Genomic DNA, 25301 nt, shown 5'->3' with positions numbered 1-25301 from the left:
CTAAGATTTATTGTACTGAGCTTTTCCTTTGGCGCGCGGCGGCTGCACATAAAAATCAATGACGCGGCGGGCCATCTCGATTACTTTATCGCGCAAGGCGGCGGGCGCGATCACTTCGACCTGCGGGCCGAAGCTCAAAGCATACTCAATCGCCATCTCTTCGACATCGAAACGCACCTGCACTTCCGACCAGCCATCGGCGGCGGGCGCGCTCGTCTGTTCAATGCGGGCGAAGCGGCCCGCGAAGGCGAGCCGTGGCAAAACCTCTGCTGCCACCCGCAGCCGCGCTTCATAACGCGGCAGGTTGGCTTTGAAGCTCGCCGTAGACGCTTCCCAATACGCCGCCAGGTCAAAGTCCTTCGGGCGCTCGCACGCTTCATCCAACAACGTCGCTTGCGTCACACGCGACACGCGGTAGGTGCGCGGCACGCCTTCCGCCGCCGCGACCAGATACCAGGCGCTGCCTTTGGCCACCAGCCCCAGCGGGTCAACGACGCGCTCGACCGCTTCACAGTGCGGGCCGCGCTCGTAAACCACTTGCAGTCGCCGCCCCTGCCAGACCGCTTGCTGAATCACCGGCAAGCTCGCAATCGCTTCGTTGGCGCGGTGCCAGCCGCTCAGGTCAACGTGGATGCGCTGGCGCGCGTACTCGGCGTCGTCGCGGTGCGTGGCCGGCAGCGCCGCAAGCAGCTTGATCAACGCCGCGTCTGCCGCCTTGCCCAATCCCAGGTCGGCCAGCAACCGCGCCGGCTGGATCAGAAAGAGCGCCTGCGCTTCGTCTTTGCTCAAGCCCGTCAGGTTGGTGCGGTACTCTTCCATGAGCGACCAGCCGCCATTGCTGCCGCGCTCGGCGACCACCGGCACGCCCGCCATGCCGAGCGCTTCCATGTCGCGGTGAATCGTCCGCTGGCTGACTTCCAGACGCGCCGCCAGCTCGCGCGCCGTCACCCGCCGGTGAACCTGAAGCAACAACATGATCGAAAGCAGCCGATCCGCACGCATCGCTCGTTACCTCTTCACATCATTTCGAAACGCCGACCACTTTATCACAGAAATATGACAAAGGATGTCAGCTTTGCAGGCGCATGCTCTTTTTGCACTGACCAGCAGGAGACTCTTTCAGTGACAAGTAAGGAGGCGTGTATGCGATATGGAATCGTGCTTTCACTGGGCAATGCGTGCGACCTGGTTGATCTGGCTTGCGAGGCCGAGGCCGCCGGCTGGGACGGCGTCTTTGTGGCCGACGCGATGGCTATGGGCACAGACCATTTTCCTGATATGCCGTGGTTCGATCCGTGGGTGGTGCTGGCTGCTATGGCCGTGCGCACCGAGCGCATTCGCATCGGCACGTTGCTGACGCCGCCATCGCGCCGCCGCCCGTGGAAGCTGGCGCGCGAAGTGGCAACGCTCGATCACCTGTCGAAGGGACGGATGATCTTATCGGTCGGCCTCGGCGCGGCAGATCACGACGGCGGCTTTTTCAAAGTCGGCGAGGCGACGGATTTGAAGACCCGCGCCCGCTTGCTCGATGAAAGCCTCGACATTCTCGCGGGCCTCTGGAGCGGCAAGCCATTCAGTTATGCGGGCGAGCATTATCACATTGACAAGATGTCCATGCTGCCGCCGCCTGTGCAAGTGCCGCGTGTGCCTATCTGGGTCGTCGGCGTCTGGCCGAAAGAGAAATCCATGCGGCGGGCGTTGCAATGGGACGGACTGATTGCGCAACGCTATGGCGGGTCACCTGCCGACGGCAGCCTGACCGTAGACGAGGTCCGCACGATCAAGGCTTACGTTGACGAGCACCGCACGGCGACGAGGCCATACGATATCCTCGCGGGCGGCTCGACCGGCAACAAGAGCCGCAAGCGGGCCGTCGAAACCGTGCGCCCTTATATCGAAGCCGGCGCAACCTGGTGGATGGAAGAAGGCTGGGCCAGTAGTGAAGCGAAATTGCGAGCCCGCGTTCGCCAGGGGCCGCCGCGGGTGGAATGATGCTAATTGAAGATCGGATTATCTGACAACTTGAGGGTCGGATTATCTGACTATGAGAGCGTGGGTGCCGCGCGTCATCACGCCTCCGATGATTGCCGCGTCGGTGTAGGTCTCGCGCAGCCGCGCCAGCATGGTTTCGGCGCGCGTCGCGTCAATGGCGATCAGCAATCCGCCGGCGGTCTGCGGATCGAAGAGCAGGCTGGCCATTGGCTTGTTGAGGCTTTCGCTCAAGTCAATGTTGCCGCCGACGTACTGACGATTGCTGCGGTCGCCGCTGGTCAACAATCCCTGCTCGGCTAGCTCGTAAGCGCCGCGGATGAGCGGCACGCGCGCCGCTTCGATCTCGATAGTCACGTTGCTGCCGCTAGCCATCTCCCAGGCGTGGCCGAGCAGGCCGAAGCCCGTGATGTCGGTTGCGCCTTTGACGCCGAATTCACGCATCACGTCGGCGGCGCGACGGCCCGCCCGCAACATCGTCGCAAGCGACGCGGCGGCGACCTCAGGCGGCGCTTTTTCGAATTTGATGCCGGTCGAAATCACGCCCGTGCCGATGGGCTTGGTCAGGATCAGCGCATCACCCGGTCGCGCGCCGCGATTGGTCATCACCTGTCGCGGGTCAATCGTGCCGGTCACCGCGTAACCGAACATGATCTGCGGGTTATCGACGCTGTGACCGCCGAGCAAGGCGACACCGTTTTCCGTCAGCACATCCAATCCGCCGCGCATGATCTCGGCGAGAATCTCGAAGTCAACGCCTTTCTTTGGAAAGCAGGTGACAGCGAGCGCCGTCAGCGGCGTGCCGCCCATCGCCCAGACATCGTTGATCGAGTTGAGCGCCGCGATGCGCCCGTAATCATATGGGTCGTCAACGATGGGCGTGAAGAAATCTACGGTCTGCACCAGCGCCAGATCATCGCGCAGCAGGTAGACTCCGGCGTCGTCGGCAGTCTCGATGCCAACCAGCACCTTTGCAGATTGTGGAATGTTCAGCCCGCTCAGAACCTGAGCGAGCTCGCTCGGCGCGAGCTTAGCCGCTCAACCCGCGCACGAGACCATCTCGGTCAATCGCATACCTGCTCCCTTCGAATCATTGCGCCTCACCTGCATTGTAGAAACAAATCGCGCCGCGTGCCATCGCGCTCGCAAAATTACCGACCTAGGTCTTGACAGCAGGTGGTACAATGTTGGGCAGACAGCACCCGAAACGCCGTCTCAAGCCCGAGCAGCCCTCAACAGGATTCCGTTGGCGACAAGGTTGACCCCGAACCCTTCTATACGTTAGCCCTGCGAATCTCGGAGGTCGTCGTGAGCTTTTTCGGACATGGGTCTGCGGTTATTTCCATCAAAGAAATCAAACGTTCTTTCCCCGACGAGTGGGTAGCCGTCGCGGTGCTAGAGACCGACGACGATGGCTTTGCCGAAAAAGGCCAAGTCCTGGCACATGCCGCCGACGAGCGCTTCGTCTGGTCGGCGGCGCGGCTCGGCGACAGCGAGAACCCGGTCTACGTCTTCTTCACCGGCGCGCGGCGCACACGGATGGCGCGCCACTGAATCTCATCTTTAAGCGCTGGCTACGATCTTCGTGAACAGGTCGAGCGTGATGTTGCGGCCCGTGACAATGGCGGCGACGCGCTGGCCTTGTAAGCGCGCATCCTTGAGCGCCGCGATGCTGACGGCGGCAGACCCTTCGACCATCAGGTGGTCTTCGCGGGCGACACGGGCGATGGCGCGACGGATCGCGGCTTCATCAATGACAATCATATCGTCAATCAAATCGCGAGTGATCGGGAAAGTCATCGAGTCGGGCTCGATGTTACCGGCCAGGCCATCGGCGACCGTCTCTTCTTCAACAATCTCGACAATCTGACCTGCGGCAAGCGCGGCGCTCATCGTCGGCGTCGTCGCCGGCTCCGCGCCGTAGACTTTGACGTGCGGGTGGAGGGCCTTGACGGCAATCGCCACGCCGGCGATCAATCCGCCGCCGCCGACCGGAACCACGATGGCTTCAACGTCGGGCGCGTCTTCGAGAATCTCAAGCGCCACTGTGCCTTGCCCGGCAATCACCTGCGGATCGTTGTAAGGCGAAACGAAGACGGCGGCGGATTCGCCTTCCATGCGACGAGCGGCGCGCTCGGCCTCGTCGTAAGTTTCGCCACACTCGACCAGCGTCACCGGGTAGCGGCGAATGGCTTCGACTTTGGCGCGCGACGCCGAGCGCGGCACAACGATGCGGACGTCGAGCTTGAGCGCGGCGGCACAGTGCGCCACCGCCAGCCCGTGATTGCCCGCCGACACCGTCAGCACGCCGCGCCGGCGCTCTGCTTCGGTCAGCCCTGAGAGCCTGGCCATCGCGCCGCGCAGCTTGAACGAGCCGGTCAGTTGCCAGCATTCGAGCTTCAACATCACCTCTGCGTTCAGCTCGCTTGATAGCCAGCCGGAGCGTTCAAGCGGCGTGCGCCGCACGCCCGCCTTGATGCGCTCGGCGGCGCGGCGTATGTCATCGAGGGTCACTTGTTCGGTCATCTCGTCTTTTCCAGGACGGCGGCAAAGAAACCGTCGGCGCCATCGCGATGCGGGAACGTCCGCACGAAGCCTTCGCCGGTCAGCAATGCGGCAGGCGCGGTTGGCGCAACGACGCGGAACGGCGCGCCGCTTTCAAGAAAGCTGTGAATTACCGCTTCGTTCTCTTCGCGCTCTATCGAGCAGGTTGAATAGACCAGCCGCCCGCCTTGCTTGAGCGTGACGGTCGCCCGCCGCAGCAAATCAAGCTGCACACCGGCGAGCCGCGCGAGGTCGCTTGCGGCGAGCCGCCACTTAATCTCAGGGTTGCGCCGCAAGGTGCCTGTGCCCGAACACGGGGCGTCGATCAGAAGGCGATCAAACAATGGCGCGCCGTCGAGCAGCGGCAGCTCGCGTGTCGCGTCGAGCGCCACTGGCGCGATTGATTCGATGCCCAGCCGCTTGCAGGTCGCCGCAAGCGTCGCCAGCCGGTGCGGGTGAATGTCGCAAGCCATCACCCAGCCGCTCGCGCCGGCGAGCGCCGCCAGGTGAGACGACTTCGAGCCGGGCGCGGCGCACAGGTCGAGAATGCGCTCGCCGCTTTGTGGATCGAGCAGCAACGACACCATCTGCGACGCCTCGTCCTGAATGTAAATCTCGCCACTTTCCGCCGCTTGCGCCAGCGTCGCTGCCTGCCCGGCCTCGACCACGAAAGCGTCGCGCGCCATGCTTGATGGGCGCAAGCGCAGCCCTGTGCTTTGCAGAGCGGCAATGACTTCATCCACCGCGGCGCGCCGCGTGTTGACGCGAAAAGCGAGAGGCGGCGGCTGATTATTGGCGAGGGCAAGGTGGCGCGCTTCCTCTTCGCCGAAAGCGGCGATCCACCTTCCGAGCAGCCAGCGCGGGTGCGAAGTCTCGACCGCGAATCGCTCAAGCGGTTCATCGATGCTTGCGCCCGGCAACTCGTCCAACTGGCGGGCGGCGCGGCGCAAGACGGCATTGACCATTCCTGCTGCGCTCGCGGCGCGGGCGCGCTTCACGAGGTTGACCGATTCATTGACCGCCGCCGATGCCGGCACACGCGACAGGAAGCGCAATTGATAAAGTCCCAGGCGCAGGGCGATCAACACCGCCAGATCAAGCTTCTTGAGAGGCCGCCCGCTGTAACGCTCAATAAAGTAATCCAGCGCACTTTGCCAGCGCAGCACGCCAAGCGTCAGCTCTTGCGCCAGCCGGCGGTCATCGCCCGCGAGCGTCGTCTGCGGCAGCGCGGCGATGAGCGGCGCGGCGTAAGCGTCTTCGGCATAGACGCGCCGCAGGATGTCGAAGGCGGCGCGGCGCGCGGGGCTGACGGCAGGGTGGCTGGCTTGGCGATTCACGCGATGTTACTCAGGCCACCGAAGCGGGCGCGTGGCGTCGGGATGATTTCAGCGCCGATCACTTCACGCCGACGGGATGAATTCGTCGTCCTGCTGGCGGCGGCGCTCGGATGCGAGAAAGTCGTAATAGCCACAGCGCTTGCTGTCGGGGTATTCGCGGCAGACGCCTGGCCGGGCGTGGTAGATCGTGCAGCGGCGCTCTTCGAGGTCGAGGAACTGGCAAACCCGCTTAAAGATGTGATCCTTTTGATGGCGCAAGACGCGGTCGCCGTACGCCATCTTGGTATAACGGCGCTCGGCCTCTTCGTAGGTGACGTCGAAATGCCGGGCGAGTCGCGCAACGTCACGGCGCGTGACTTCGATGCGGTCATAGCTACAGCAATAAGCGGGACATTTTAAGCAGTTGAAGAGGACGCGTAGCTCGCGGCCATTTTTCTTCGCGCCCTTATTCGGAACCCCTGTGGTCATAGATCGCGTGCCTTTGAAATTAAGAACGTGTGTTGATGCGGCCTGTATTCTAGCACGCGCCGTCGGCGGCGCGAAAACCATCGCTGCTCAAGCGCGCCCTTGAGACAAGGGGATCGCCAACGAGATGATCGCCGCGCCATCCATCATCAGCGACCGCGCCCTGCATAATTGAAAGAGCCACCCCGCCGGGGTGGCTCTTTGGTTCGGCTCAAAGTGCGGATGGTCGCCCGCCGCCTAAGATTAGGTTTCGTCCCATTCCTCTTCTTCTTCTTCGACAGCAGCCACGTCTAGTTCGATGGGATCGAGCCCGACAACTTCTAACTGCGTGCCGCAGTCATCACACTCGACCGTGTCGCCCTTATCGGTGTCTTCGTCCACCTGAACCTCGGCCTCGCATTCGGGGCACGTTCCTCTTGGCATCGCCTTTCTTCCTCCGTAATCGTCGCGCGTGCCTTCCACGACCGCGCTGATTCGTACAACCTAAAAAATCTAAACCTAAACGCGGCGGATTTGCAAGAACACCGCCGGAAGAGAGACGCGGCGACACGGTGACACGGCGACGCGGAGAAAGAGGGATGGTCGAGCAAAGCGGCAGCCGCTCTCCCTCGCCGCGTCTCCGCGTCGCCGCGTCGTCTTATTTCTCCTTCGCCAGGTGCGGTTCAAGGTTTTCGAGGTGGTGGCGCGCTGTCTCGGCTTCCTTGCTCTGCGGAAAACGGCGAATGATCTCGCGGTAGCCCTGGCCATCATATGCGTAGTGCGCTTGCGCGCCATCAAAGCGGAAGGCGATGCGCAAACGGCTGTAGCGATCAAGGCCGGGATCGCTCAGGTAATAATCTTCAGCCTCTGTCGTGGCGCGCGCGTCATCCAATGTCTTCAGCCGGCGGCGCGCATGCTGGCTGAGCGTCGTGGCGGCGCGCTCGGCCTCTTCGCCCATAAGCAGCAGGGCGCGCGGCACCAGGCGCGAATGGCCGAAGCGCTCAAGGAAAAGCCGGCACAGCGCCAGGCGATCCAGGCCGTCGCCGGTTTCTTCAATGACTCGGATCATGCGCTCGTCTTCGCCGGCGCGGCCCGGCAGCATCACCGCGCCTTGATGAATCCAGCCACGCGTTCGCCGCGTCACCGCGACGCGATAAAAGGCCGGCGGGCCGCTTCTCGCAGACATGACGTAGACCGCCCGCCCGATGCGCAGGCGTTTTAGGACCGGGGCGTGCAAGTCGGCTTCCTGGCGCAACGCCGAGAGTCTTTCGTCAATCACGAACGCTTTGATAAAAGGCGCGCGGCCGGCTTGCGGCTGGCCGGCGCGATGCTGTGCCGACGCCGGCGCGGCTAGCGCAACCAGCAGGCTGAGCGAAATTCCGAGGGCAAGTGATAAGCGGTTGCGTGGCATATTCAGACCTCCCGCAAAGTTCCTCTGTTATGAAAAGACGCAAGCCGATGGCAAAACATGCGGAAAATGTGAGGCCGGGCAAAAGAATTATCGTCACGACGCAGGCGGCGCGTCGCCGCGGCTTTATGCATTGAAACGCTTGAAACCTGCCCCGTCTGTGCTAGACTAGCGCGTGCCAATCAGTTTTAGGCCCCCGGACATCACCCAGTTATTCGAGTGGAGTTTCATCGCTTTAGGATCACTGAATGCTCTTGGGATTGGAGAATGAGATGGCAGACGAAAAGCCGTTCAACATCACGACTACCGAGCGCCGTGGCCAGGATCGCCGCGCCGGCGAAGACCGTCGCCAGGCCGACATCGGCCCGCCGCCCGGCATGGCCGAACGCCGCAGCGGGCGTGACCGCCGCCTCTTCGACCGCCGCGCACAGGGCAGCACCACCGGGCAACTGCTGATCGAAGTGGGCCGCTTTGCCGCCGAAAACATGACCTTTCGACAGAAAGGCAACAAGGCCGCCGCGCGCCGCGCCCGCAAACACCTGTCGTTGATTATGAAACTGGCCAAACAGCGGCGCGCCGAAATCTCTGCCGAAATCAAGGGGCTGGCGCCCGGTGATGCGGAAGCCGGCGACGACGGCGACGATAACGATAACGACGAATAGTCGCCAGGGCTGAACGCGCCACGGCGAGGCTACTTTGCCAGCTTCTCCGCCCGCGGCGCCACTTCCAGTTGATGGCGCAGGTCGTAGTACTCTTCGAGAAGGCGGTTGAGGGTCACGATGAAGGGAATCTGCATGGCCGCCGCATCGTCGGCGCGGCGTTCCATCTCGGCAGCCTCCGGCGTACCGGGGGCGACCGAATCGAGCTTTTCCATGATTTCGTGAACATTCTCGCCGCGCGGATGGCGGTGATAGCAGAAGCTGATCAGCGACAGCGTCATGCCATCAATGATCGATTGCACTTGATCCGGGTCGTCGAGTGAGAAGCGCCGCATCATAAACGATTCCGGCGGCGCTTCGGTCGCTCTGGCAAATTCAATCACTCTTTGTTGCAGGTCTTCGGTTGGCCCAGCCCTCATACCTCTCATGAGTAACGCTGAGGCCCGCGCTTGTCAACCAGCGCGAAAAGAAAAGACCGCCGCCGACCGGCTCGCTTCCGCTTCTACTGACTCGGGCTTCCCCAAACGGTGAAGCGCGATGTCTATTGACACCCGCACAATCACGGACGCCGCGAGGCGGTCGGCAGAGGCGGCGACTCGCGTTGTTGCGCGGCGGCGTCCCGCCTTCCGCTCGGCGCTGAGCGTCAGCCGCCAGCCCTTCCTTTATCTTACCGCCGCGCTCGCCACAGGCATTCTTCTCGACCGCTGGCTCGAAGCGCCGCGCTGGCTGATTGCGCCGCTCGCCCTCGCGGCAATGGCGCGAGCGGCGGGACTGGTTTTAGTGAAGAAAGCTACACAGGCGACGCTGACGCTGTTCATCGGCCTTATCCTCGCCGGTGCGTGGTTATCATTACAGGAGCGCCAGGGCGTCGAGGCGACACGCTTGCGCCGGCTGTTTGCCGCCGGGATCATCCGGGCCGAAGACCCGGTTGAATTGATCGGTGTGCTTGCCCGACCGCCGGAGCCTGCGCCCGACGCCTTCTTTCTCGACCTTGAAGCCGAAAGCCTGCGGGCGCGGGATGTCACAACCAAAGCGTCGGGAACGGTTCGACTGCTCATCTCGCCCGGCGACGAGGAGGCCGCAGGCGAATTCAGACAGCTCGCGCTCGACACCGGCGCGCGGCTGCGTGTGCTGGTGCGGCTTGAACGGGCAAACCGCTACAGCAATCCCGGCTCACCCGATTTCAACGACTTCCTCGAACGGCGCGGCTACGATTTGAAGGGCACGATCAAAAGCCCGCTGCTCATCGAGCCGCTCGGCAGGGCGAAGACCCATCGCGCCCTCGCCTGGCTGTTCCGCCTGCGGATTAAATTGATGGCGGCGATAGACGCGCGCTTCCGTGCGCCGACGAGCGGCACATTGAAAGCCATGCTGGCGGGCAATCGTTACTTTCTCGACGCCGAGGTCAGCGAGCGCCTCAGGCAGAGCGCCACTTTTCACACGCTGGTCATCGCCGGCCTGCACATGGGCATTCTGGCGTGGGCGCTGCTGCGTGTGCGCTGGGATTTTTGGCGAAGCCGCAGGCGCAAGGCAGCAGGTCAGAGCGTGGCGCGCACGCTGGCGGCGATCATTCTGTTATGGGCTTATGCGGCGATGGTCGGACTGGCGCCGCCGGTCATGCGCGCCGCCAGCATGCTGACGATAGGCATTATCGGGCCGTTGCTCTTTCGCCGCGCCGCTTCGATCAACACGGTGTCGCTCTCGGCGTTTGTGATGCTGGCCTTGGAACCGGCAGTGGTGGCCGATCCGGCGTTTCAGCTCAGCTTCGTGGCGGTCGCCGCTATCGTCGCGCTCGCCCTGCCGCTGCTTGATCGTCTCAAGCAGATCGGCGAGTGGCGGCCACAGGCGCGCTCGCCGCATCCCCCTGTTTGCCCGCCGATGATTCGCGCCCTGGCCGAGATATTGTTTTGGGACGAGCGCGAGTTCCGGCGCGAGAGCCGCCGCTCGCCGATCCGTTATCGTCTGGACAAATCGCCCGCGTCGCGGCGGCTGAATCGGCTGCGCTTGCAACCGCTGGCGCGTGTCGTAGCGCAACTGGTCATCACCTCGACGGCCATTCAACTGGCGACCCTGCCATTGATGGCAGTCTATTTCAACCGCGTCTCGCCCATCGGCATTCTCTTGAACATCACGGCGGGGTTGCTGACCGCTGTGCTGATGCTCTGCGGCCTGGCGGTGCTGTTGATTGCGCCGTTGAGCGCGCCGCTGGCCGCAGTCGTCGCCGCTGTAGTCAACGCTGCACACACGTTGCTGGCGCATTCGGTCGTGCCTTTCGCGCACCTGACTTTTGCGACCTTTCGCGTCGCGCACTATGAAGACTGGCATGCGTTGATCTATGCGCTCTACTTCGTGCCGCTCGCGGGGCTTGCCGTATGCCTGGATCGCTGGCGGCCCGTAGACGAGTTCTATGCCGTCGAACGCTCCGGAGTAGGCGACGCGGCGACACGGGGACGCGGCGACGCGGAGAAAGAGAGAGGGTTGAGCAAAACCGCAGCCCCTCGCCGCGTCCCCGTGTCGCCGCGTCGCCGCGTCCCTGTTTCGCTTTGCCTGCTGGCGTTGTTGGCTTCGACGGCGGCCATCCTTCGACCTGTAGCCATAGCGCCGACGGGCAAGCTGACCATCTACTTCCTTGATGTCGGACAGGGCGATGCGGCGCTCGTCGTCTTCCCGCGCGGCACGACGATGCTGGTTGATGCGGGCGGCGGGCTGCAAGTCGGCAGAGTAACGAACTTCACAAAACCAGAAGCCGGCGCCGCGCAAACACCGCAAGCCACGCCGGCAGCAGATCGCCAGGCGAATGATGACGTGGATGCCGCGGACGAGGCGTCGTTTAATGACGATGGCTTTGCGGTTGGCGAAGCGGTGGTTGCGCGCTTTCTCTGGTCGCAGCGCCGAACCTATGTGGATTACGCGCTGGCGACGCACGCCGACGCCGACCACATCGCCGGTTTCACTCAGGTGATGAAAAATTTTCGCGTCGGCCAGTGTTTGATCGGCCACCGCCCGTCCGACGATCTTGAGTATGAGCAGTTCGCGCGCAACGTCAGAGAGCAACGGATTCCGCTCGCTGCGCTTGCCGCGGGGCAGCGCTTCGATATCGATGGCGTGACGGTCGAAGCACTATGGCCGCCACGTACCACGGCGACGGCAGTCACTTCGAACAACAATGACTCGGTGGTGCTGCGGCTGGTCTATGGCGGCCGCGCTATCTTGATGACCGGCGACATCGAAGCGCCGGCGGAAGCGGCGCTGGTGGCGGCAGGTCCCGACCTGCGCGCAGACGTTTTGAAAGTCCCGCATCACGGCTCGAAGACTTCTTCGACCGCGACGTTCCTGGATCGCGTGCGCCCACGCTGTGCCATCATCTCGGTCGGCGAGCGCAGCCGTTTTGGCCATCCCCACGCGGCGGTCGTCGAACGTTACCAGTCGCGTGGCATTCGACTGCTTCAAACCGGGCGCGATGGCATGGTGATGGTCGAGACGGACGGCGCCAGCCTCAACATCTCGACTTTTAACAGCAACCGCTAAAGGCTGCTTGCTCTGCCGCCATCTTCAGTCTTTAAGGGGAGTTGCGATGCGCTCGCCCTCATTTTGGACGAATAGCATACGTGCAGGTTGGGTGATGCATTTTATAAGTACAAGCCGTGTTGCCGTCACCAGAGGCGGCTGGCGGGGTGAAAGATTAGGGATGAAAGATCATTCGACTAAGAAATGCCCATGACTTGTGAAGAATAGATACGCGGGTGTGGCAGCCTTGCGCGTTCGACTCGCTCAACACCACCAAAGGTAACGCCGAGTGAGCCGCTCTGTTACCGAATCCCACTTGGCATAAGGCTTGCCGGGTACGTTGCCGTGATGACGAGAAGACGCAAGACGGTTCAACCAAACAAGTCGGTACAACTGCTTTGTCGGTGAGCTGAAGGGGGGAAAGAAAATGGTAGCGCAACTCAATTATTACACAGAGAGTTTAAGGGCAGTCAGCGACGCTGACTACACGCGGCTGGATCACAACACGAAATCAGACGAGTCGGTAAACTTCGAGCAGCAACTACGCTCGCGGGTCATCGGCCAGGACCCTGCCGTGCAGGCGCTGGCGCAGTTGTATCAGGTCTATCAAGCCGGCTTGAACATGCCTGGCCGGCCCATCGGCACACTGCTATTTCTGGGGCCAACCGGCACCGGTAAAACAAAATCGGTCGAAGCCGCCGCCGAGATTCTCTTCGGCAGCCCGACCGCTTTCATTCGCGTCGATTGCGCGGAGTTTCAGCACTCACACGAGATCGCCAAGCTGATCGGCTCGCCCCCGGGCTACCTCGGTCACCGCGAGACGCCGCCGATTCTGACGCAGGAGCATATCAACAGCTACCACACCGAGCGCGTCAAGCTGACGCTGGTGCTGTTTGACGAGATCGAGAAGGCGAGCGATGCGCTCTGGCAGTTGCTGCTCGGCGTGCTCGACAAAGCGACGCTGACCTTAGGCGACAACCGCCGCGTCGACTTTTCGCGCACCATCGTCGTGATGACCTCGAACCTTGGCGCGCGCGAGATGGAGAAGCTCTCGGAAGCGAAGCTCGGCTTCAGTGTGCCGTGCATCACGCCCGCCGACGTGACGAATAATCACCTGAGCAAGCTCGGCGTCGAGGCGGCGCGCCGCAAGTTCTCGCCCGAGTTCATGAACCGCATCGATAAAATCGTCGTCTTCAAGCAACTCTCGGAGAGCTGTTTGCAACAGATCCTTGAGCTGGAATTGCAGGCCGTGCAGCGGCGCGTGCTGGCGACCGGCGCCGGACGCTTCATCCTGCGCTATACCGAGCGCGCCAAGCAGTTCTTGCTCAACGAAGGCACCGACGCGCGTTATGGCGCGCGCCCGCTCAAGCGCACGATTGAGCGCAACGTCATCTTGCCGCTGTCGAACCTGATCGCCACGCGGCAGATCGGCGAGGGCGACGTGATCCTCGTAGACCTGGCGGCAGACGAAAATATCCTGGTCTTCTTGAAGCAGAACGTCACCAGCATCTTTTCGAGCCGCTACGATTCGCCGTTCGGACGCCGGACGACCCGGCAGACTAGAATTGCTTAAAGCGATGGGGCGGCATCGCCGGATCGCTTAGAAACCGAGGGGATGATGGAAATGAAGAAACCGACGACGGGCGGCCTCGACCGCCAGAAGTTGCTGATCGTTGATGACGACAGCTACTGGGCCGAGGCGCTGCGGCTGTTCCTTTGCGACAAGTATGATGTCGAAGTGGTGAACTCAGCCGCTGAAGCGCTAGATAGGATTCAATCCGACACGCCCGACGCGGTCATCGTTGACCTGGTGATGCCCGTAATGGACGGCTTCGGTCTGATGCGTCGTCTAAGCGATGGCGCATGCGCGCCCGTGCCGATGATCCTGCTGACCGGCTGGAAGACCGCCGAAGTCGAGCAGTGCGCCGCTTCTTTCGGCTGCGCCGCGGTGCTTGGCAAGCCGGTCGAACCTGGAATACTTGAAGAGGTGGTGGCGGCTGTCGTTCAGCATCAGCCGCTCGCCCGCCTGACCTGATCTTTCCCCTATTGCGAATCAAAGAGCCGCCGGCATGAAGCGCTTCACGCCGGCGGCCCTTTTCTTTTTGCTTGCCCGCCGCATGGCGCAATCTCAAGCCAGCTGAGAAAAATGATGAGCGATGGATGATGAGTGATGAATTACCGAGAAGCTGCCAGTCTGCAATAGGCACTCGCTCCGGCAGTTCATCATTCATCACTCATCATTCATTATTTCCTGGGCGATGCCTGGCTTTTTGCGGGGCGCTTGTTACACTTGAGCGTAGGGCCAGGCTTGATGCGCGGTCGCCGCTTTGCGCGTATTTGCGGGACTTTTGCCGGTTTTTGCGTGGGCGCTGTCCTTGACACTGCTTCGAGCCGTGTGTTAAGTTTCGTGGCTTGAGTTGACGCTAAAATTCTTGTTCATGGAGTCCAGACTTTGCTCGCACACGGCGTACTCGCCTTTGCAGAGGGTGGCAGCAGCATCATCAACCCGGACGGCTCGCTCGTCTTCATTCTCCTGCTTTTCCTCTTGTTCGTCTTCGTGATGAACCGGCTGCTGTTTCGCCCCGTCAGTCGCATCCTCGACCAGCGGCAAACCTTAACCGCCGGCGCCGCCAACGACGCGCGCGCCGCCGCCCGCCGCTATGAAATGAAGCTCAGCGAATACGAAGCGACCATCCGGCAGGCGCGCGCCGAAAGCTATAAGAATCTCGAAGCGCAGCGCGCCGTCGCGCTCGCCGAGCGTCAGCAAGTGGTCGAGGCCGCTAAACAAGCGACCGCCGAAGAGATCGGTCGAGCGAAGGCCGAAATCCAACGCCAGTCCGAGCAAGCCCGCATGACGCTAGAGACCGAATCGCGGCAGATCGCCGAAAACATTTCGCGCACCATCCTGGGGCGCACCGTCGGAGGTGGGGCCGATTGATCTTCGCATCCTACATTACGCCAGCCTTGTTGTTTCTCGCCGAAAACGCCGAACAGCTCCCGTGGTGGAGACAGCCGTGGTGGCGACCGATTAACCTGCTCATCTTTCTCATCTTCCTGATTTATTTGCTGGTGAAGAAGCTGCGCGTCGGCCAGGTCTTTGACAACCGCGCGGCGACCATCGTGAAAGAGCTGGAGCAGGCGCGGCGCGATAAGGAAGAGGCACAGCGCCGGCTGGCCGAAGTCGAAGCGCGCTTCGCGCGCCTGGACGAAGAGGTCGCCGGGATTCGCGCCGAAGCTGAACGCGAAGCCGCCCGCGAAGCCGAGCGCATTCGCCAGTCGGCAACCGCCGACGCGGAAAAGGTACGTTTGACCGCGCAACGCGAGATTGATGGCGCGATGAAAGCGGCGCGCACTGAGCTGCGCGCCTTTGTCGCCGAGCAATCCGTGGCGCTGGCCGAAACCATGATCCGCCGCGATATCCGCCCCGAAGATAACCAGCGATTGCTCAACCGTTATATGGATGAGCTGAGCGAGGTCGGAAGATGAGCGCCACCACCGTCGCCCGCCGCTATGCCGAAGCGATGGCCGATGTCGCCATCGCGCGCAATCAGGTTGATCAGATCGATGGCGAGCTGCGCACCTTTGCCGAGATGTTGCGCCAGAGCCGCGAGCTTGCGCATGTCTTCGCCAGTCCCGTGCAGTCGCATCAGGACAAAGGCAAAGTGCTTGAAGCCATCATCGCGCGAACCCGGCCCGGCGTCTTTACGGCGAACCTGCTGCGCACAATGCTGACCCACTACCGGCTGCCGCTGGTTGCGGAAGTCTATGAACAGTATCGCCGCATCATCAACGAGCGGCGCGGCGTCATGGTCGCCGAGGTGACGACGGCGCAACCGCTCGCCGCCACAGAGCAAGCGCAGCTCGGCCAGCGGCTTGAGGCCATCACCGGCAAGCGCATCGAGTTTCAATTCAAGACCGACGCGACGTTGATCGGCGGCGTCGTGACGCGCATCGGCTCGGTGGTCTACGACGGCTCGGTGCGCACACAGTTGCAAGGAATCGAGCGGAGACTGAAATCAGGTGTCGGGTGATGGAGGTGGGGTGTCGGGTGACAGGCACTAAGGATCGGAAGCATCTGGCTCATTCTTAGTCCTCGATCACCCAACGCCTAACACCCATCACCCGAATTGGAGATCATAAATGGAACCCATCAGGGCAGATGAAATCAGCAAGATCATACGTCAACAGATCGAAGGCTATGACGCCAACGTCGAAGTCACCGAAGTCGGCACAGTGATTCAGGCCGGCGACGGCATCGCCGAGATCTACGGCCTGGAGCGCGTCATGGCGGGCGAGCTGCTCGACCTGCCGCACGAGGTTGCCGGCATCGCGCTCAACCTCGAAGAAGACAAGGTCGGCGCCATCCTCTTCGGCAATTACGAGAAGATCAAAGAGGGCGACGAAGTGCGGCGCACCAAGCGCATCATGTCTGTGCCGGTCGGCGAAGAGGTGATCGGTCGCGTCGTTGACCCGCTGGGCCGCCCGCTTGACGGGCGCGGCCCGATTGAAAGCAGCCAGTTCAACCCGCTCGAAAAGATCGCTCCCGGCGTCATGGATCGCCAGCCGGTGCGCGAGCCGATGTTGACCGGATTGAAAGCCATTGACGCGATGGTGCCAATCGGGCGCGGCCAGCGCGAGCTGCTGATTGGCGACCGCCAGACCGGCAAGACCGCCGTCGCCATTGATACCATCCTCAATTCCAAGGGCCGCGACCTGATCTGCATCTACGTCGCCATCGGCCAGAAAGAATCGACCGTCGCGCAGGTCAAAAAGACGCTCGAAGATAACGACGCCATGAGCTACACCGTCATCGTTGATGCGTCGGCTTCGAGCCCCGCGGCGATGCAGTACATCGCGCCCTATGCGGGGACGGCGATGGGCGAATACTTCCGCGACAGCGGCAGGCATGTGCTATGCATTTATGACGACCTGTCGAAGCACGCCTGGGCCTATCGCGCCATCTCGCTGTTACTGCGCCGCCCGCCCGGACGCGAGGCTTATCCGGGGGACGTCTTCTACCTGCACTCCCGCTTGCTGGAACGTTCGGCGAAGCTCTCGGATGCGCTCGGCGGCGGCAGCCTGACGGCGCTGCCGGTGATTGAAACGCAGGCCGGCGACATCTCGGCCTACATTCCGACCAACGTGATTTCGATCACCGACGGGCAGATTTTCTTAGAAGCCGACCTCTTCCACTCCGGCGTGCGCCCGGCGATCAACGTCGGCAACTCGGTGAGCCGCGTCGGCGGCTCGGCGCAAACCAAGGCGATGAAGCAGGTGGCGGGCACCTTGCGCCTTGACCTGGCGCAGTACCGCGACCTGGCGGCGTTCGCGCAGTTCGGCTCTGACCTCGACAAGGCGACGCAGCAACAGCTCAACCGCGGCGGCAAGCTGACCGAGCTGCTCAAGCAGCCGCAGTATTCGCCGATGCCCGTCGAGCAACAGGTGGTGGTGATCTGGGCCGGCACCAAAGGCCATCTGGACGACATTTCGCTCGATCAGGTGAAGAAGTTCGAGTCGGGGCTGCTCTCCTTTATCGAGAACGCCCACAGCGGCCTGCTCGAAAAACTGCGCGAGCGCAAGAAGATTGACGACGAGATCGAAGGCGAGATGCGCGCCGCCGTCACCGAGTTCAAAGATCGATTCACGGCGGAAGCGCAAACGGCTTCGGCTTAATTTGAGAAGTCAGGAGTCAGAATTCAGAAGACAGAATGGAAGAGGAAGTCAGCACTTCGCGCTTCCGCTTTTATTCTGACTCCTGACTCCTGACTCCTGACTTCTGACTCCTGACTCCTGATTTACTATGGCAAACCTTCAAGACCTGCGACGACGAGTACGCTCTGTCCGCAACATGCAGAAGATCACGCGCGCGATGAAGCTGGTGGCGGCGGCCCGCCTGCGCCGCGCCCAGGAGCGCGTCGTCGCCGCCCGACCTTATGCCAACACGATGATGCGCGTACTGGGCCGACTGGCGGCGAGCGCCGGCGAGTATCGTCATCCGCTGCTCGACCCGCGTGGCGACGAGCATTACGTTGCCGTGCTGGTGACCGCAGACCGCGGCCTGTGCGGCGGGTTTAACACCAATCTCAACAAAGCGGCACAGCAGTTCCTGCGCAACAACGCCGACAAGCGCGTCGAGCTGGTTCCGGTCGGGCGCAAAGGGCGCGACTTCTTTCGCCGTCGCCCCGTAGACAAGCTGCGCGAATACATCAATGTCACGGCGCGCACCACCGTCCAGCACTCGGACGCCGCCGAAATCGCTCGCGATCTGATGGAGATGTACACCGCCGAAGACTCGACGATTGACAAAGTCTTTCTGATCTACACCGAGTTCATTTCATTGATGACGCAGCGCGTTACGGTCAAGCAATTGCTGCCGATTCCCGCTGACAGCTTTGACGCCGCCGCGACCGGGTCGGCGGCTTCGCGGGCTGATGCCCGCGAGCCGGAGCAAGGTGGCCTGGATTACATTTACGAGCAGCCGCCGGCGCAGATCTTCGGCAGCCTGCTGCCGCGCTACGTCGAGACGCAGCTCTTCTACGCGCTGTTGGAATCGGTCGCCAGCGAGCAGGGGGCGCGCATGACGGCGATGGATTCGGCGTCAAAGAACGCCGGCGAAGTCATCGACACACTGACGCTGAACATGAACCGTGTGCGGCAGGCGTCAATCACCCGCGAGATCATCGAAGTCGTTTCCGGCGCGCAGGCCCTGAGCGGCTAACGCCGCTCAAGGCAAAAGTAAAAAGTAAAAAGGCAAAAGTTAAGATAGGGAAGTGAATAGATAGAATCGCCTATCTTTTGATCCGACTCCTTACTTTTGCCTTTTTACTTTTTACTTTTTACTTTTACCGTATGGCTGAAAATCTCGACAGCGCCCAGTCGCCGCTGGCGATCAGGATTATGAAGTACTGGCTGCCGGTGTTGTTGATGATCGGCGCGATGTACTACGCCTCGACCGACGTGTTCTCAGGCGAGAACACCCGCAACGTCATCGAGCGAATTGTTCTCTGGCTCAAGCCGCACACCAAAGAGCACACCCTTCAGCAGATCAATTACATTGCGCGCAAACTGGCGCACTTTACTGAATACGCCTTGCTGGCGGGGCTGCTGTTCCGCGCTTTCCGCGCCGATTCGGCAGCGCGCTGGCGCTGGCGCTGGGCGACCTACTCATTCAACATCGCTTTTGTCTGGGCGCTGCTCGACGAGTTTCATCAAACCTTCACGCACTCGCGCGGCGGCTCGATTTACGATTCGCTGCTCGACGCGTCGGGAGCGCTGTTTATGCTTACCGTTATCGCGTTGGTGCATTCGCGGAAGAATTCAGGAGTCAGAAGTCAGGAGTCAGAATAAAGACGGAAGCGTGACAAGCGTACTTGCTGCCGCTGACTTCCTTGCTCATTCTGGCTTCTGACTCCTGACTTCTTCCTCCTCATTCCGTCCGAACGACGCCGATCTTTTCAAGCAGCCGCAGATAATCCGCTACTTCTTCGACAGGCAGAGGGCCATAAGCCGCGGCCAGGTAGTCGCGGATCGCCTGCACGTTGCGCTTGCCGTCCACCAGATTGAGAATTTCGTAAAGCAGGATTTCGCCATTGGGCCGCGCGGCGATGCGCTCCATCGCCTGCGTGTCGCCCGCGGCGCGCTCTGTCACATAGTCATAATAATAAATGCTCATCGGCCCGGTGACTCGTCTTGCCGGCACGCGCTGAAAGTCTACCGAACGCGGGCGCGACGCTTCTTTCGCATTGCGCGGCTTCTCTTTGGATGGCTCTTTGGCTTCGAGCGTAAAGATGACGCGGTTGCCTTTGCGCTGCTCGCTGAGCTTGCCGGTCAGCACCAGCCACGCGCCGCTCAATTGATCCACGAGCGTTTCGACTTTGGCTTCAAGGGCGCGGTCGTTGGGCGCAAGCTGAAGCACCGAAGCAATCGCCTCGGCGTCGCTTTCGACCGAACGGGCGATCAGGTTGCGCGCTTCGTCGGCGGCATCCGCCGCGCCGGCGGCTTCGATGGCGGCGGCACGGGCTTTGACCTTTGGCGCGCTGGCCAGCGCCCGCGCAAAGACTTCGTCGGCCAGCCGCATGGCTTCGCGCCCGCCGGCGCGCGCCAGGAAATAGCCCGACGCCGCGGCGATAAAGACCGAGCGTTTCATCTTCGTCGCATCAATATTCGACGGCAGGTCGTTGTTGGTGTGGATGAAGACATCGGGCCAGTCGCGCAGATAGATCGTCGGAATGCGGAACGAGCCTTCCTCATAAACGTCGTGATCCGAGCCCATCTCGAACGCCGTGGTGTCGGCGACGAAGCTGTCTTTCGCGCCTTCCGCGGCGACCAGCGCGTCCTCGAAACCGGCCCCCGAAGCCGCTTTCAGGGCTCCGTTGATGGCATACTCGGCGAACACATCGCCGACGGCATTAATCGCGCTCGGCAGCGAAGCCGGCGTATGCGTGACGTGCAGAACGGATTTGGTGATGGCGTAATTGCCGCCGACCATATCGCAATGTACGGCGGCTTTCATGCGCCGGACGACTTCGGGGTGCTCGGCGAAGTAAGCGAGCGTGCCGTTGATCTCCGGCGGCCAGATGAAGCGGATGGTGCGGCGCGGACGTTCAATCTCGCCGCGCTGGATCAAGCTGTTGATTGCCCGCGCGGCTTCGAGAATCGCCGCCGCGCCCGACGCGTTATCGTTGGCTCCGGGTTTCTGGTGGCAGAGGTGGCATGAGAAGACAATCTCTTCGCCGGCCATGTCGCTGCCGAGAATGACCGCGCTGACCACGTCGTAGGCGCTCGGCTTGATCTCGGCTTTGACGACGGCGCGCAAGGTGATCTGCTCGCCGCGCGCCAGCCGCTGCTGATAATCGCGGGCGCGGCGCAGCGAAATCATGAAGGCGAATTTATTATCCGGGTTGTAAGGCGACAGGTGTCCCCAGCGCACGTTGTCTACATAATCACCCGACCACGCGGTGACCTGGTTTTGCTGGTAACTGAGAACGCCCGCCGCGCCGCGCTCGTCACAGGCCAGCTTATGCACTGTGGCGACGTTGCCGCCCGCAAGCACGATGTGCCCTTTGACCTCTTTGCCGTCGTAATCTTTCGCCGTTGTGCCAGGGCCGACGTCAACGAGCGCCGCCGTCACGTCGGCGCTCTGCGAATAATCGGCGAGCGCGACATGCATCTCGGCATAGTCGGCCACTTTGGCGCGGCGCGGCCCGGTCTCCCAGAGCGTCGCGGATGCGGCCTCCCAGCCCGGCGTTGATTTCAGCGTATAGTAAGTCTTCTTGCCGTCGGCGGTGAAGTGTTCGATCTGTACCTGCTCAAGACCGTACTGTTTGGCCCTGGCGGCGATGTATTCGGCGGCGTGCGCGTAACCGGATGACGCCTGCACGCGATGGCTGCGGGCCAGCTCGGCAACCGTGTCTTTGGCAATCAGGCCATTGATCTCGGCGGCGAGCGCCGAGACTTCTTTGTCCGCAAGCAGCGACGTTTTTGTGAAGCCATCGCCGCGCGCTTGCGCCATTGCGATGCGGACGGGCGTTGTCTGATTGAACAGCAAGAGAAGGCCAAGCAGCGGAGCGAGTCTTTTCATTACAAGCGCCTCACAAGTCATCCCAGAGATACTTCGCCGAGAGTCTCGGCCAGAGAATAGAAGTTTATAGAGACTGGGCCGAAGAAAATGCAAGCCGTTAACGCAGACCAGCCGTGACTCATCATCGAGTCACGGCTGGTCTGCGTTAATCACGCGTGTCGGAATCCCTGTGCCGCTTCACTTCTTGGCGCCGCGCAGGCTGGCCGTCGCCTGGGCCAGGGCCATGGCCACGGCGTAAGCGTAACCACAAAAGTAGATCAGCAGGAACGGGATGGTGCCGAACGTCTGGCTGTCAATCGCGTACCAGATCGTAAACAGGAAGTAAGCCGCAAACAAAAACTCCAGCCACGGGAAGTTGAGCTTGCGCGGCACGTAGTGCTTCTTCACCCATGTCTTGTCGGTGGTCTGCTCGACCTTGTATTTCGGCGTGCGGACGAACGGCGTCTTGACGCCGATGAGCGCTTCCAGCACCGCCCGCGCATTCGAGAAGGTCAGCGCGATGCCCATGCTCATGACGAAGGGGATGTATTTGATCGATTGCTTCCAGGTCTTCGGGTGCAGGTGCCACTGCGTCACCAGGTAGTAGACGATCACCGAGACGGTCGAAAACGTCAGGATCGGCACGTCCAGCAGGAAGAGGTGAAACAATCCCTGGTTGTAGCGCACGATCAGGATGGGCAGGTTGATCAGCGCCAGCACAATGACCAGCGGCGCCGCCAGATTGCCGGTCAGCCGGAAGAACTGTTCGAGCTTGGCGCGCAGCGGCAATCGCGGGTCGCTCCACATGCGGCGCAGCAATTTCATGCCGACCTGGATGACGCCCTTCGCCCAGCGCTTCTGCTGCGACTTGAAGGCGTTGATCTCTACCGGCAGCTCGGCGGGCACGTCGTCATCCATCAGGTAAACAAAGTGCCAGCCCATCAACTGCGCGCGGTACGACAGGTCTGTGTCTTCGGCCAAGGTGTCGTGCTGCCAGCCGCCCGACCATTCGATGGCTTCGCGCCGCCACATGCCGGCGGTGCCGTTGAAATTGAAGAAGCCGCCGGCGCGGTTGCGTGCCGTCTGCTCGATGACGAAGTGGCCGTCGAGCATGATGCCCTGTACCTTGGTGAGCAGCGAATAATCGGCGTTGATGTGGCTCCAGCGCATCTGCACCATGCCGATGCGCTCGTCGGTGAAGTAATCGACAATCCGCCGGACGCAATCGGCTCGCGGCACGAAGTCGGCGTCAAAGATCAAAATCAACTCGCCCGAAGATTTCTTCAGCCCGGCTTCGAGCGCCCCGGCCTTGAACCCTGTGCGGTCGGCGCGGTGGTGGTGGCTGATGTCGAAGCCCTGCTCGAAATACGTCTTCACCGCCTGCGAAGCGATCTCGACCGTGTCGTCGGTCGAATCGTCGAGCACCTGAATCTCCAGCAACTCGCGCGGGTAATCAAGCTTGGTGACGGCGTCGATCAAGCGCTCGGCGACGTACATCTCGTTGAACAGCGGCAACTGCACGGTGATGCGCGGCAAGCGGTTGGGCGCAAAGCGCGCTTTCGGCTTTGGCGTGTGCCGGCGGTAGCGCAGGAAGACGTAGACTAGCCGATAACGATAGACGCCGTAAACCGACAGCAGGCCGAGGATGCCGAAGTAGACCCACATTAAATAAATGTCGAGCCAGTCGTTGACGTTCAGGTAGCTGATGTTGCCCGCCGGGTAGCGCCCGCCGTTGAGGTTGCTCGACGCGTTGAATTTATCAATCGCCTGGTTGCCGGTCGGCTGCACCGGCAGCGCCAGCAATTCGACTTCAGCGGTCTGGCCGGCGGCGACTTGCGAATGGCCGACGATCTCTTGAATGTTCGGGCACTCGGAGCGCAGCGCGTAACTGCCCGCCTCAAGATGGTCGAATTGGAAAAAGCCTTTGTCGTCGGTGCGGGTCTCGAACTGTTGGCCGGTGTGGTTATTGCGCGCGGTGACCGTCAGGTCATGCATCAGGTAGCCGCGCACCTCTGTGATGCGCCCGTGAATCGCGCCGTCACCGGCGGCAACGCCCGTGGCCGCAAGCATGGCCAAACAGGCAGCAAGCTGAATCGATAATAAGACCTTCTTCATGTAATCACCTGAGCCGGGACTTAAGATGCCGCGCGGCGGTTTTAAGTTCGCAAAGCTAAGCGCAAAGTATAGGGACGCGCGCGGCGTATTTCAAGATGGCGCCGGCCCCTGACCGCCGGCCCCCGCCTTGCGCTTTTCGAACAGGGCGACGCCGATCAGGCCGCCGAGCGCCGCCATGCCGGTCGTGATCAGCGTGAAGATTAAACCGATGAGCAGCATTGCAAGCACGCGGTTGCCTTGCGCGAAGGCGATCAATTGATGCAGCGTTTCTTGCGCCTGCGGGTCGCGGCGCTGCTCGGCCTGCTGTTGCAGGTTGGCGACCAGTTCGGGCCAGTGGCGCAGGACGAACGGCAGGTTGACAAGCAGAATGATCAGCGAGCCGACGAGGCCGGCAAATAAGCCCGCAAGCGCGCCGCCGCCGCTGCGCACTCGCCGCCTGGGCGAGCGCTTGACGAGCAGATAAGCCGCCACGCCGCCGCCGACTATCGCCCACGAGCAGCAGGCCACATTGGCCAGCGACACATAAGGGATCGAAGAGAAGGCTCCCAGCACCGCCCCACCCGCCAGCGCCGGCAGCAGCTTGCTCGATCTGCGAGGCAAAGTGATCTCCGAAGGTTTACTTTGTCCTTAGTCCCTGGTGACTAGAATCGCACGACGGTGTCCGGGCCGCCTTCGATGTGAACGGTATCGATGAAGCGCACGCGCTTGGTGCGTTCGGTCGCCATGATGATCGAAGAGGTGCGCATGCCTGTGCCGAATAAGCGCACGCCGCGCAGGATCGTCCCGTCGGTGACGCCGGTGGCGGCAAAGATGATCTTCTGCCCCGGCGCCAGGTCGTCCGTGTCATAGATGCGCAAAGGGTCTTTAATGCCCATCTCCTGCATGCGCTCGACGATGCCTTCGGGAATCTTGCTGCGGTCTTCGGACTGTTCAAGCTGGTCTTTCAAAGCGAAGCGCGCCAGTATCTGGCCGTTCAAACATTTCATGGCCGCCGCGGTCAGCACGCCTTCGGGCGCGCCGCCGATGCCCATGACCGCATGCACGCCTGAGCCGGCGACCGCCGCCGAGATGCCCGCCGATAAATCGCCGTCGGTGATCAGCCGGATGCGCGCCCCGGCCTCGCGGATGTCGGCAATCAGCTTGCGGTGGCGCGGGCGGTCTAAGACGATGACCACCAGGTCTTCGATGTCGCGGTTCAGCCGCCGGGCGATGGCTTGCAAGTTGTCTCTGACCGGCGCGTCCAGATCAACCGCGCCCTTTGATGATGGGCCGACGATCAGCTTCTGCATGTAAACGTCGGGCGCGTGCAGCAAGCCGCCCCGTTCGGCGCAGGCCATCACCGAAATCGCGTTGGCCGCCCCGGTCGCGCAGAGGTTCGTGCCTTCCAGCGGGTCAACGGCGATGTCGACTTCGGGATAGCGCTCGCCATCGGTCGCTTCAGACTTATGGCCGGCGCCGACCTTTTCGCCGATGTAGAGCATGGGCGCTTCGTCGCGCTCGCCTTCGCCGATGACGATCTCGCCGCGCATCGGCACGGTGTCCATGATCTTGCGCATGGCTTCGACGGCGACGTGGTCAGAGTACTTGCGCTCGCCCTGTCCCATGGTCTGCGCCGAAGCAATCGCCGCCGCCTCGACGACGCGCAGGAACTCAAGCCCCAGCTCGTGCTCCATCTTTCTTTCCATTGCATCCTCCTGGTCTGAATGTCCGAACCGGCCTCCGTCGGTTCCGGCCTTGCT

The 25301-nt window shown here is 62.0% G+C and carries 23 protein-coding genes and 1 pseudogene; 12 read left to right on the top strand and 12 right to left on the bottom strand.

Annotation, left to right across the window (positions count from 1 at the left end):
• On the bottom strand, positions 1-1002 hold the full coding sequence (locus VJ464_04175) for a YafY family protein (GenBank protein HKQ04304.1): 1002 nt from the start codon (positions 1000-1002) through the stop codon (positions 1-3).
• Between the two features lie 141 nt (positions 1003-1143).
• Between VJ464_04175 and VJ464_04170 the strand changes: the two genes are divergently transcribed.
• On the top strand, positions 1144-1992 hold the full coding sequence (locus VJ464_04170; protein HKQ04303.1) for an LLM class flavin-dependent oxidoreductase: 849 nt from the start codon (positions 1144-1146) through the stop codon (positions 1990-1992).
• Positions 1993-2034: 42 nt separating this feature from the next.
• Here the strand turns inward: VJ464_04170 and selD are convergent.
• Positions 2035-3015, bottom strand: a pseudogene (selD, locus tag VJ464_04165) (selenide, water dikinase SelD).
• 282 nt (positions 3016-3297) lie between these two features.
• Here selD and VJ464_04160 point away from each other — a divergent pair.
• A complete protein-coding gene (locus tag VJ464_04160; GenBank protein ID HKQ04302.1) occupies positions 3298-3543 on the top strand; it encodes a hypothetical protein in 246 nt (81 codons plus the stop codon).
• Positions 3544-3552: 9 nt separating this feature from the next.
• Here VJ464_04160 and VJ464_04155 read toward each other — a convergent pair whose 3' ends face one another.
• The 5 genes from VJ464_04155 to VJ464_04135 form a co-directional block, all read right to left on the bottom strand.
• Positions 3553-4515: a threonine/serine dehydratase gene (locus tag VJ464_04155; GenBank protein HKQ04301.1), complete on the bottom strand. Its 963-nt coding sequence runs from the start codon at positions 4513-4515 to the stop codon at positions 3553-3555.
• Positions 4512-5870 (bottom strand): 16S rRNA (cytosine(967)-C(5))-methyltransferase RsmB, encoded by a 1359-nt coding sequence (gene rsmB / locus VJ464_04150; GenBank protein ID HKQ04300.1) that lies wholly within the window; start codon positions 5868-5870, stop codon positions 4512-4514. Before rsmB ends, VJ464_04155 begins: the two co-directional genes overlap by 4 nt.
• Before the next feature lie 63 nt (positions 5871-5933).
• Positions 5934-6338: a YkgJ family cysteine cluster protein gene (locus VJ464_04145; protein ID HKQ04299.1), complete on the bottom strand. Its 405-nt coding sequence runs from the start codon at positions 6336-6338 to the stop codon at positions 5934-5936.
• Between the two features lie 240 nt (positions 6339-6578).
• Complete coding sequence (locus VJ464_04140; GenBank protein HKQ04298.1) at positions 6579-6758, bottom strand: lysine biosynthesis protein LysW; 180 nt, start codon at positions 6756-6758, stop codon at positions 6579-6581.
• A gap of 214 nt (positions 6759-6972) precedes the next feature.
• Positions 6973-7725, bottom strand: a complete 753-nt coding sequence (locus tag VJ464_04135; GenBank protein HKQ04297.1) for a hypothetical protein — start codon at positions 7723-7725, stop codon at positions 6973-6975.
• Positions 7726-7994: 269 nt separating this feature from the next.
• Here VJ464_04135 and VJ464_04130 point away from each other — a divergent pair, with 269 nt between their 5' ends.
• Entirely contained in the window at positions 7995-8384 is a 390-nt protein-coding gene (locus tag VJ464_04130; protein HKQ04296.1) for a hypothetical protein, read from the top strand.
• A gap of 29 nt (positions 8385-8413) precedes the next feature.
• On the opposite strand, the gene VJ464_04125 is transcribed toward VJ464_04130, so the two are convergent.
• Positions 8414-8800 (bottom strand): hypothetical protein, encoded by a 387-nt coding sequence (locus tag VJ464_04125; GenBank protein ID HKQ04295.1) that lies wholly within the window; start codon positions 8798-8800, stop codon positions 8414-8416.
• Positions 8801-8918: 118 nt separating this feature from the next.
• Between VJ464_04125 and VJ464_04120 the strand changes: the two genes are divergently transcribed.
• The 9 genes from VJ464_04120 (at position 8919) to VJ464_04080 (ending at position 19235) form a co-directional block, all read left to right on the top strand.
• Positions 8919-11909: a ComEC/Rec2 family competence protein gene (locus tag VJ464_04120; GenBank protein ID HKQ04294.1), complete on the top strand. Its 2991-nt coding sequence runs from the start codon at positions 8919-8921 to the stop codon at positions 11907-11909.
• A gap of 406 nt (positions 11910-12315) precedes the next feature.
• Complete coding sequence (locus VJ464_04115; GenBank protein HKQ04293.1) at positions 12316-13461, top strand: AAA family ATPase; 1146 nt, start codon at positions 12316-12318, stop codon at positions 13459-13461.
• Positions 13462-13512: 51 nt separating this feature from the next.
• Positions 13513-13923 carry a response regulator gene (locus VJ464_04110; GenBank protein HKQ04292.1) on the top strand — a complete coding sequence of 137 codons (411 nt, stop codon included), beginning with the start codon at positions 13513-13515 and terminating at the stop codon, positions 13921-13923.
• Between the two features lie 417 nt (positions 13924-14340).
• Positions 14341-14826, top strand: a complete 486-nt coding sequence (locus VJ464_04105) for an ATP synthase F0 subunit B (protein HKQ04291.1) — start codon at positions 14341-14343, stop codon at positions 14824-14826.
• Positions 14823-15374, top strand: a complete 552-nt coding sequence (gene atpF / locus VJ464_04100) for a F0F1 ATP synthase subunit B (protein HKQ04290.1) — start codon at positions 14823-14825, stop codon at positions 15372-15374. The genes VJ464_04105 and atpF overlap by 4 nt, the downstream gene beginning before the upstream one ends.
• Positions 15371-15919 carry an ATP synthase F1 subunit delta gene (gene atpH, locus VJ464_04095; protein HKQ04289.1) on the top strand — a complete coding sequence of 183 codons (549 nt, stop codon included), beginning with the start codon at positions 15371-15373 and terminating at the stop codon, positions 15917-15919. The genes atpF and atpH overlap by 4 nt, the downstream gene beginning before the upstream one ends.
• Positions 15920-16028: 109 nt before the next feature.
• Complete coding sequence (atpA, locus tag VJ464_04090; GenBank protein HKQ04288.1) at positions 16029-17561, top strand: F0F1 ATP synthase subunit alpha; 1533 nt, start codon at positions 16029-16031, stop codon at positions 17559-17561.
• Positions 17562-17688: 127 nt separating this feature from the next.
• Positions 17689-18606 (top strand): ATP synthase F1 subunit gamma, encoded by a 918-nt coding sequence (gene atpG, locus VJ464_04085; GenBank protein HKQ04287.1) that lies wholly within the window; start codon positions 17689-17691, stop codon positions 18604-18606.
• Between the two features lie 131 nt (positions 18607-18737).
• Positions 18738-19235, top strand: coding sequence for a VanZ family protein (locus tag VJ464_04080; protein ID HKQ04286.1), 498 nt, complete (start codon positions 18738-18740; stop codon positions 19233-19235).
• A 79-nt stretch (positions 19236-19314) separates the two neighbouring features.
• Here the strand turns inward: VJ464_04080 and VJ464_04075 are convergent, their stop codons facing one another.
• The 4 genes from VJ464_04075 to glpX all read right to left on the bottom strand — a co-directional run bounded on the left by VJ464_04075 (position 19315) and on the right by glpX (position 25235).
• A complete protein-coding gene (locus tag VJ464_04075; GenBank protein ID HKQ04285.1) occupies positions 19315-21468 on the bottom strand; it encodes a DUF4910 domain-containing protein in 2154 nt (717 codons plus the stop codon).
• A gap of 177 nt (positions 21469-21645) precedes the next feature.
• On the bottom strand, positions 21646-23562 hold the full coding sequence (locus VJ464_04070; protein HKQ04284.1) for a glycosyltransferase: 1917 nt from the start codon (positions 23560-23562) through the stop codon (positions 21646-21648).
• Positions 23563-23652: 90 nt separating this feature from the next.
• On the bottom strand, positions 23653-24162 hold the full coding sequence (locus VJ464_04065; protein HKQ04283.1) for a hypothetical protein: 510 nt from the start codon (positions 24160-24162) through the stop codon (positions 23653-23655).
• A gap of 41 nt (positions 24163-24203) precedes the next feature.
• Positions 24204-25235, bottom strand: coding sequence for a class II fructose-bisphosphatase (gene glpX, locus VJ464_04060; GenBank protein HKQ04282.1), 1032 nt, complete (start codon positions 25233-25235; stop codon positions 24204-24206).
• Positions 25236-25301 lie beyond the last annotated feature (66 nt).

This window comes from Blastocatellia bacterium (genome assembly GCA_035275065.1).
Classification (GTDB): domain Bacteria; phylum Acidobacteriota; class Blastocatellia; order UBA7656; family UBA7656; genus DATENM01.
This window is presented reverse-complemented; position numbering and strand designations above follow the sequence as displayed.

What these genes read in the sequence shown, in the direction of transcription:
- VJ464_04080 (HKQ04286.1), top strand. Translation starts at nt 18,738, where the DNA reads ATGGCTGAAAATCTCGACAGCGCCCAGTCGCCGCTGGCGATCAGGATT.
- VJ464_04075 (HKQ04285.1), bottom strand. Translation starts at nt 21,468, where the DNA reads ATGAAAAGACTCGCTCCGCTGCTTGGCCTTCTCTTGCTGTTCAATCAG.
- VJ464_04070 (HKQ04284.1), bottom strand. Translation starts at nt 23,562, where the DNA reads ATGAAGAAGGTCTTATTATCGATTCAGCTTGCTGCCTGTTTGGCCATG.
- VJ464_04110 (HKQ04292.1), top strand. Translation starts at nt 13,513, where the DNA reads ATGAAGAAACCGACGACGGGCGGCCTCGACCGCCAGAAGTTGCTGATC.
- VJ464_04140 (HKQ04298.1), bottom strand. Translation starts at nt 6,758, where the DNA reads ATGCCAAGAGGAACGTGCCCCGAATGCGAGGCCGAGGTTCAGGTGGAC.
- atpG (HKQ04287.1), top strand. Translation starts at nt 17,689, where the DNA reads ATGGCAAACCTTCAAGACCTGCGACGACGAGTACGCTCTGTCCGCAAC.
- VJ464_04170 (HKQ04303.1), top strand. Translation starts at nt 1,144, where the DNA reads ATGCGATATGGAATCGTGCTTTCACTGGGCAATGCGTGCGACCTGGTT.
- glpX (HKQ04282.1), bottom strand. Translation starts at nt 25,235, where the DNA reads ATGGAGCACGAGCTGGGGCTTGAGTTCCTGCGCGTCGTCGAGGCGGCG.
- atpH (HKQ04289.1), top strand. Translation starts at nt 15,371, where the DNA reads ATGAGCGCCACCACCGTCGCCCGCCGCTATGCCGAAGCGATGGCCGAT.
- VJ464_04125 (HKQ04295.1), bottom strand. Translation starts at nt 8,800, where the DNA reads ATGAGGGCTGGGCCAACCGAAGACCTGCAACAAAGAGTGATTGAATTT.
- VJ464_04145 (HKQ04299.1), bottom strand. Translation starts at nt 6,338, where the DNA reads ATGACCACAGGGGTTCCGAATAAGGGCGCGAAGAAAAATGGCCGCGAG.
- VJ464_04130 (HKQ04296.1), top strand. Translation starts at nt 7,995, where the DNA reads ATGGCAGACGAAAAGCCGTTCAACATCACGACTACCGAGCGCCGTGGC.
- VJ464_04135 (HKQ04297.1), bottom strand. Translation starts at nt 7,725, where the DNA reads ATGCCACGCAACCGCTTATCACTTGCCCTCGGAATTTCGCTCAGCCTG.
- VJ464_04115 (HKQ04293.1), top strand. Translation starts at nt 12,316, where the DNA reads ATGGTAGCGCAACTCAATTATTACACAGAGAGTTTAAGGGCAGTCAGC.
- VJ464_04120 (HKQ04294.1), top strand. Translation starts at nt 8,919, where the DNA reads ATGTCTATTGACACCCGCACAATCACGGACGCCGCGAGGCGGTCGGCA.
- atpA (HKQ04288.1), top strand. Translation starts at nt 16,029, where the DNA reads ATGGAACCCATCAGGGCAGATGAAATCAGCAAGATCATACGTCAACAG.
- VJ464_04175 (HKQ04304.1), bottom strand. Translation starts at nt 1,002, where the DNA reads ATGCGTGCGGATCGGCTGCTTTCGATCATGTTGTTGCTTCAGGTTCAC.
- VJ464_04155 (HKQ04301.1), bottom strand. Translation starts at nt 4,515, where the DNA reads ATGACCGAACAAGTGACCCTCGATGACATACGCCGCGCCGCCGAGCGC.